Origin of the sequence: Streptacidiphilus carbonis (assembly GCF_000787775.1) — a bacterium.
Classification (GTDB): domain Bacteria; phylum Actinomycetota; class Actinomycetes; order Streptomycetales; family Streptomycetaceae; genus Streptacidiphilus; species Streptacidiphilus carbonis.
On the sequence record NZ_BBPM01000016.1, the window covers coordinates 125,808 to 132,732 of the forward strand.

Sequence of the window (6,925 nt, forward strand, 5' to 3'; positions counted from 1 at the left end):
GCGCGGATCGACGGAGTCCGCCGTGAGTTCGCCAGGGAGTACTTCGGCGCGATCAGTCCGGACGACCGGACCGGGCTGCTGCGGCTGCTGCAGACGGCCGACGGGGTGTACGAGCAGGCGCATCCCCATCCCCATGCCCATCCGCAGCCGCAGCCTCCGACGGGCTCAGCGGGCGGCTCCGGCCGGGAGTGAACGACGCCAGGCCGATGCCGGCGATCACCAGCAGCGCGGCCCCGCCTGCAACGGGGGTGATCGGCTCACCGAGCAGCAGCCAGGACGAGGACATCCCGAAGACCGGCACCAGCAGCGAGAACGGCGCCACCACCGTCACCTCGTGATGCCGCATCAGATAGCCCCAGGCGCCGAAGCCGAACAGGGTGGCGCCCCAGGCCACATAGAGCAGCGCACCCACCCCGCCCAGGCTGAGCGACCGCAGCGCGGCCAGGTCGGCCGCCCGGCCCTCGAACAGCAGTGACAGGCCGAGCAGCGGAAGCGGCGGCACCACGCTGACCCAGACCATCCAGCGGAACAGGTCCGGCGGCGCGGCCTTGCGGGTGAGCACATTGGACAGTCCCCAGGCCACGGCGGCCGCCAGCACCAGCACGAAGGCCCGCATCGAACCGCTGCCGGAGCTGCCCTGGTCGACGGCGGCCAGGACGATCCCGGCCACGCCGACCCCCAGCCCGACCAGCCGTCGCCCTCCCGGCCGCTCTCCCAGCAGCACCGCGGCGAAGCCGGCGGTGAACACTGCCTGGCTCTGCAGCACCAGCGAGCTGAGCCCGGCCTGCATCCCGACGTGCATTCCGATGAACAGCAGCCCGAACTTCACCACCCCGAGCACCACCCCGACCGCCAGCACCCAGCGCCAGGCCACCCGGGGCGGCCCGACGAAGAAGACCGCGGGGACCGCCGCCACGGTGAACCGCAGTGCGGAGAAGAGCAGCGGCGGAAAGTGGGCCAGGCCGATGTCGATCACGACGAAGTTGACGCCCCATACGGCCGCGACGGCGACGGCCAGGGCGAGATGACGAGGTGGCATGCCGTGATCCTGGCCCCGGTCAATCGTTGAGCACCAGCGAATAGTTCTTCATCATTCCCATTAGCAATACTGAATCATCAGCTGATGGCGCGTCACCCAGCTGCGCCTGGACAGTGGCAGAAAGCCCCACTCATCAGAACAATACGGTCATATGACGCATCGTTTCCCCGCGCTCGCCCCGCTTCTCGGCATGCTCGCCGCCGCGCTGGCGACCGCCACTCTGGTCGCTCCGTCCCCGGCCTCGGCCCTGCCCGCCTCAGCCCCGCCCGCCTCCGTGCCCTTCAGCGGCGTGCCCCGGGTCGGCGCGCTGTTCACCTCGGCGGACGGAGTGCTCGGCAGCCACTTCTGCACGGCCGCGGTGGTGGACAGCCCCGGCCACGACCTGCTGGTCACGGCGGGCCACTGCGCGGTCCCGGCCGGCAGCGGGAGGGCCCGGAACGGCCTGGTCTTCGTTCCCGGGTACCACGACGGGGTGCAGCCCTACGGGCAGTGGCCGGTGGTGCGGGTGACCGCTGACGTCCGGTGGTCCCAGCAGGGCGATCAGGACTACGACGTCGCCTTCCTGACGACCGTTCCGGGCGCCGGGGCCGGCGGCAGGCCGGTCCAGGACGCGGTCGGCTCCGAGGCGATCGGCTTCAACACCCCGCCCACGGCCCCCGCGGTGGTGGTGGGCTACCCGAGCCGGACCCAGCGTCCGGTCCACTGCGGCAGCGGACTGCGGGCCCAGAGTCCCACCCAGCTGGAGTTCGACTGCCCCGGCCTGCCCGGGGGCACCAGCGGCAGTCCGCTGCTGACCGGGGTCGGACCGAGCGGGGCGGGGCGGGGCACCGTGGTCGGCGTCATCGGCGGCTACCAGCAGGGCGGGCTGACGCCCGACATCTCCTACTCGCCGTACTTCGGCGCAGCCATCGCCGCCGTCTACCGGGCCGCGGTGCTCGAGGGCTGATCCGGCCCCGGGGCCGATCGGACGTAGGCTCGGCGCCATGATGGATCTCGGGCGCCTGCGGGCGCTGCACGCGGTCGCGGTGCACGGCTCGGTCGGCGCGGCGGCGGCCGCCCTCGGCTACACCCCCTCCGCGGTGTCCCAGCAGATCACCAAGCTGGAGCGGGAGACCAGGACCGAACTGCTGGAGAAGCGCGGCCGGGGCGTGGTGCTCACCGACGCCGCCCAGGAGCTGGTCGGGGCGGCCCGCCAGGTGCTGGCCCTGGTGGAGCAGGCCGAGGTCTCCCTGGAGCAGCGCCGCGGCCGGGTCTCCGGGCGGCTGTCGATGGCGGCCTTCGCCACCGCCGCCCGCGGGCTGGTCCCCGGCGTGCTCGCCGAACTCGCCGCCGTCCATCCCGAGTTGGAGCTCAGCCTGCTGGAGAGCGATCCCTATCTGATGGCCGACCTGGTCGCCCGCGGCGAGGTCGACCTGGCCGTGGTGCAGGACTGGCCCAACACCCCGCTCGGGGTGCCCGAGGGGGTCGCCAGGATGGCGCTGGGCGAGGACCCGGTGGATGTGCTGCTGCCGGCGGGCGACCCGCTGGCCGCGCAGCCGCTGCTGACGGTGGAGGCCATGGCCGGGCGCCCCTGGGTGAGCGTCCCGGCCGGCAACATCTGCCACGACTGGTTGGTGCGGACCATGCGCGAGGCCGGCCAGGAGCCGGACATCCGGTACCACGTCGCCGAGTTCGAGACCCAGATCGCACTGATCGCGGCCGGGCTGGGGCTGGGCCTGGTACCCCGGCTGGGCCGGGGGGCGCTGCCGAGCACGGTGGTGGCGCGTCCGGTGCACCCCGCGCCCACCCGGCGGGTGTTCGCGCTGTGGCGCGAGCACGCGTCCCGGCGGCCCGCCATCGCCGCGGCGCTGGACGCCCTCAAGAGCCACTGGCCGCAGCGGGACTCGGCCCCGGAGCCGCAGCAGGGCTGACCCCCGGTCGGCGGGTCGGGGCCTGCAGCCCCTAGTTGGCGAGGCCGATGACCAGCCACATGAAGCCGGCGCCGGCGATGGTGCAGAGCAGCGTGGAGCGCGAGGGGTGCGGGCTGTGCGCCTCGGGGAGGATGTCCGAGGTCGCCAGGTACATCAGGAAGCCCGAGAAGAAGCCCAGGTAGAGGCCGACCGCATGCTCGGGGATGGTGAACAGCAGGGTGATCCCGGCGCCCAGGACCGGCGCCAGCGCGTCGCAGCCCAGCAGGATCAGCGCCCGGCGCCGGTCGTTCCCGTAGAGCCGGGTGATCGTGTAGGTGTTGAAGCCGTCGGCGAAGTCGTGGGCGATCACCGCGATGGCGACCACCGTCCCGAACGAGTCGCCGACCTGGAAGGCCGCACCGATGGCGAAGCCGTCCATCACGCTGTGCAGACAGAGCGCGGAGGCCGCGGCCAGGCCCAGCTTCTCGCTGCGGCCGTGGTTGTGGGCGCGGTTGTTCCCGACCATGTCGAGCGGCACCTGGGCGGCTGGGTGCTGGTGCCCGTGGCGGTGCTCCGCGTACTCGGCCTCGTGGGCCCGGTGGATCGCCACCGAGCGCTCCACCACATGCAGCACCAGGAAGCCCAGCACGAACATCAGCAGACCCTGTGATACACCCCAGAGGTGGCTCGGGGCCGCGGCCAGCGCCTCCGGCAGCAGGTCGAAGCCGACGACGCCGAGCATCAGTCCCGCGGCCAGGCCCAGCACCAGGTGGCGCTTGTCGCCGACCCTGCCGGCGACCAGACCGCCCACCAGTGTCATCAGGAAGGCCCCTGCGGCCACCAGAACCGGCATTCCCGCACGCTCGCTCTCATCGCGTCCCGCTGCGCGCAAGCGGGCGGTCCCGTGCGTCGTTCCCAGCTAGCGGTAATGATAATGCTTATCGTTAGTAGGATCGTACCGGGCCCGTGGACCGCACATGCACCCGGCCGCGCGCCGCACCGCACCGCACGAGAGAGCGCACCGAACGAGAGAGGAGGGCGGCGGCGCCCTGCCCAGTCGCCACCGCCCTCTCAGACGCCCGACCCGCGCCCTCACCGCAATCGTGCGCGACCCCGCACCCCCGCGCGCCCCGAACTGCGCCGGACGGGTCACCGCCGGTGTACTTACCCGACCGTACGGTGCTGCGTACTCTGTCGGTGGGCATCGGCCGCATGGGGGGCGGGGGGCCGTACACGTGGGGATGACGGGCGCATCGGGGCGGGGGCGGGGACGAGTGCGCACGGGGGCAGGGTTGCTGACGCCGGGTCTGCTGCTGGCGCTAGCCGCCGCGCTGCTGTCGGCCGGGGCCGGCTGCGCGAGCGGGCACACCGGGGGGACGGGGTCGTCCACGGTCGAGGTGAGCCTGGTGCCGCAGACGTCGCCGTACGACCGGACGACGGCGCTCAGCAGCGCGAGCGGGCGCGTGTCGGCCTCAAGCGCGCCCTCCGGGCAGCGCACGCCCGGCGCGCGCCCGTCACCGAGTGCTTCGGCGCACCGGTCCACCGCCACCGTCTCCCGCGGCATGCGGCTCGCCGACACCGCCACGGCCGCCCGCTCTGCCACCCCTACTGCCGTCACAACCCCGCATGCCACGGAGCCGACCAGCGCGACGGTCTTCCTCGCCGTCGGGACCTGCGTCGCGGCCGGAACCGGGTCCGGTCCCGGATCCGGTTCCGCCGGCGCGACCTCCTACAGCGAGGTCGCCTGCACGGCCGGGAACGCGACCGCCGTGGTGATCCGGCGGCTGCCGCCGGGCGCCGCCGCCAGCTCCTGCCCAGGCGGCACCGACTTCGCGCTGCAGATCACCAGTATGCCGAAGGGCCAGGTCACCGGTATCGCCTGCGCGCGGAACCTGACGGCGCCGCACCCCGGGGACCCTGGCGGCGGGGGCGGCTTCGGGATCGTCGTCGGCGACTGCATGGACGACGCGGGCAGCGGCAGACTGGAGGAGACGGCATGCACCGGCACCGGGGCCCAGCGGGCCGGCTACCGGATCATCGGCCTGGTCGCCCGCGACAGCCAGTGCCCGTCCGGGACGACGGCCTACATCACCGTCCACAACCCGGGCTCACCGGTGCAGGTCGCCTGTGCCGTCTCGCTCCATTGACCAGGGGTCCGGTCAGCCGCTGTTGAGCTCCGTGTAGACCGCCGAGAGCTCGGGCGACCCCTCGGTGGACCAGCCCTGGCCCATGGCCACCACGTCCAGCTCGCGTCCGCTCTCCAGCACGACCACCGGCCGCCCGTCGGGCAGCTGCCGCCAACGGGCGCCGGCGACGGTACGGACGATCACCGTGCCCAGGTAGAGGCCGGCGTCATGGCCGAGCCACTCGGCGGCCTCCGGATCCGGATCGTCACGCCACCCGGGCAGCAGCTGGTCCAAGGCCTGGAGCGAGGCCGCCGAGTCGTCCAGCACCAGTCCGGTGTCGGAGGCCTGCTCGCGCAGCATCACGCACTCGGACAGCATCTCGTCCAAGGTGCCCGGGTTGGGCGCCCCGGGCGGAACGACGGTCCCCGGACCACGCCGTGCACGCCGGCGTTCCGGGCCCCGACGTTCCAGTCCCCAACGTTCCAAAAAGCCGAAACCCATGGCTACAGAGTGACAGCACTGCTGTTCAGCCGCCCAGCTCTGCACCCAGATGCGCACGGACCAGGGCGCGGAGCTCGCCGCCGTCGATCAGTCTGAGCTCGGGACAGGCCGCGGCCGCGACCACGGCGTCCGCCTCGAAGCTCCCGGTGGTGGCCCAGACACCGCCTTCGGCGCCCTCGTCCGCGATCACCTCGGCCACGTCCCGCACCGCCTCGGCCCCCACCGACATCGGACGCCGCGCCGCGAACACCACGTGGGTGCCCGCCGTGAACCCGCGGCCGTCCCCCTCCGCCAAGGCCAGCAGGCCGTCCCTGCCGCGCAGTTTGGGCTCCCAGTCCTCCAGCCCCATCTGCTCGAACAGCTCGGCGATCAGCGCCGCGAACTCCCCGGGCGACAGCTCCTCCGGGGCCGGCGGCCCCGAGCGGCCGATGGCGTACGGCGGCACCGGAAGCGGGGTGAACGGGTCGGCGGAGAGTACGCAGGTCAGTGCGGACAGCCGTTCGACGGCCTCGGCGTCGGTGTCCGGCAGCAGCGTCCCCGCGAACAGGTCCTCCCGCCGGGCGTCCACGGTAACCAGGCAGGACTCCCCCGCCTCCGCCGTCACCGCTCGGCCGTTGACGACGATCCCGTCCAGCCGGGACTCGGTGTCGGCGGCCAGCAGCGCGTCCAGCGCGCGCAGCACCAGACGGGCCGTCAACTGCCGGTAGCGGACCAGGCACTCGCGCCGGGGCCGGGGCACGGCCTCCACGCCCCCGTCCGACGCCACCTGGAACCGGAGCGCGGCCGGGACCACGGCGGGGCCCGGCAGTACCAGGTCGACCACGGCGGTCCGGGTCAGCTCTCGGTAGCTGACCCGGGCCGGCACCTCCAGCCCCGGCAGCCGCCCGGCCGCGGCCAATGCCCGCTCCAGCACCGACTCCACAGCGGCCGGGTGGCCCTCCTCGTAGGACTTGCGGTAGCCCTCCAGCCGCTCGTTGTACTCGCGCACGCTGCGGGCGCGCTGCTGCTCCTCCTGCTCATGGGCCAGCCGGGCCTGCTCCGCCTGCGCGCGCAGGTCCCGTTCCTGGTGCCGGTACTCGCGCAGGGCCCGCTGGTGCTTCAACCTGGCCTCGGCCAGGCGCTGCTGGTAGGGGCCGCTGAGCAGCGGCCGCCCGGGCCCGTCCGCACCGGCCTGTCCGGGGTCCGGGGCGTAGTCCGCCCAGCGCGGGGGCTCGACCTGCGCGTCGGCGGGCAGCGGGCGGGGCTCGTAGCTGCGCCGCAGCGCGTCGAAGTCCACCGCGGGGGACGGCTCAGCGGCCAGCGCCAGCAACTCCTCCAGGCGCTGCTCGGCATCCTCGGCGACGTCGGTGTACTGCTGGGCCAGATAGGCC

The 6,925-nt window shown here is 73.6% G+C and carries 7 protein-coding genes; 3 read left to right on the forward strand and 4 right to left on the reverse strand.

Annotated elements, in window-relative coordinates; all coding sequences use genetic code 11:
* Nucleotides 1-52: 52 nt before the first annotated feature.
* The gene (locus TR46_RS15440; protein WP_042400455.1) at nucleotides 53-1,039 is read right to left on the reverse strand and encodes an EamA family transporter; all 987 of its coding nucleotides are present in this window, start codon (nucleotides 1,037-1,039) and stop codon (nucleotides 53-55) included.
* Between the two features lie 151 nt (nucleotides 1,040-1,190).
* On the opposite strand from TR46_RS15440, the gene TR46_RS15445 reads away from it, so the two are divergent.
* Nucleotides 1,191-1,985: a trypsin-like serine peptidase gene (locus tag TR46_RS15445; protein ID WP_042400458.1), complete on the forward strand. Its 795-nt coding sequence runs from the start codon at nucleotides 1,191-1,193 to the stop codon at nucleotides 1,983-1,985.
* Nucleotides 1,986-2,022: 37 nt separating this feature from the next.
* The gene (locus tag TR46_RS15450; RefSeq protein ID WP_042400461.1) at nucleotides 2,023-2,949 is read left to right on the forward strand and encodes a LysR family transcriptional regulator; all 927 of its coding nucleotides are present in this window, start codon (nucleotides 2,023-2,025) and stop codon (nucleotides 2,947-2,949) included.
* Nucleotides 2,950-2,980: 31 nt separating this feature from the next.
* On the opposite strand, the gene TR46_RS15455 is transcribed toward TR46_RS15450, so the two are convergent.
* Nucleotides 2,981-3,781, reverse strand: coding sequence for a ZIP family metal transporter (locus TR46_RS15455; protein ID WP_042400465.1), 801 nt, complete (start codon nucleotides 3,779-3,781; stop codon nucleotides 2,981-2,983).
* 439 nt (nucleotides 3,782-4,220) lie between these two features.
* Here TR46_RS15455 and TR46_RS37990 point away from each other — a divergent pair, with 439 nt between their 5' ends.
* A complete protein-coding gene (locus tag TR46_RS37990) occupies nucleotides 4,221-5,075 on the forward strand; it encodes a hypothetical protein (protein ID WP_052432835.1) in 855 nt (284 codons plus the stop codon).
* Nucleotides 5,076-5,087: 12 nt separating this feature from the next.
* Here TR46_RS37990 and TR46_RS15465 read toward each other — a convergent pair whose 3' ends face one another.
* Nucleotides 5,088-5,555, reverse strand: a complete 468-nt coding sequence (locus TR46_RS15465) for a DUF6278 family protein (RefSeq protein WP_042400467.1) — start codon at nucleotides 5,553-5,555, stop codon at nucleotides 5,088-5,090.
* 25 nt (nucleotides 5,556-5,580) lie between these two features.
* A partial coding sequence (locus TR46_RS15470; RefSeq protein ID WP_042400471.1) for a restriction endonuclease occupies nucleotides 5,581-6,925 on the reverse strand: 1,345 nt, incomplete at its 5' end.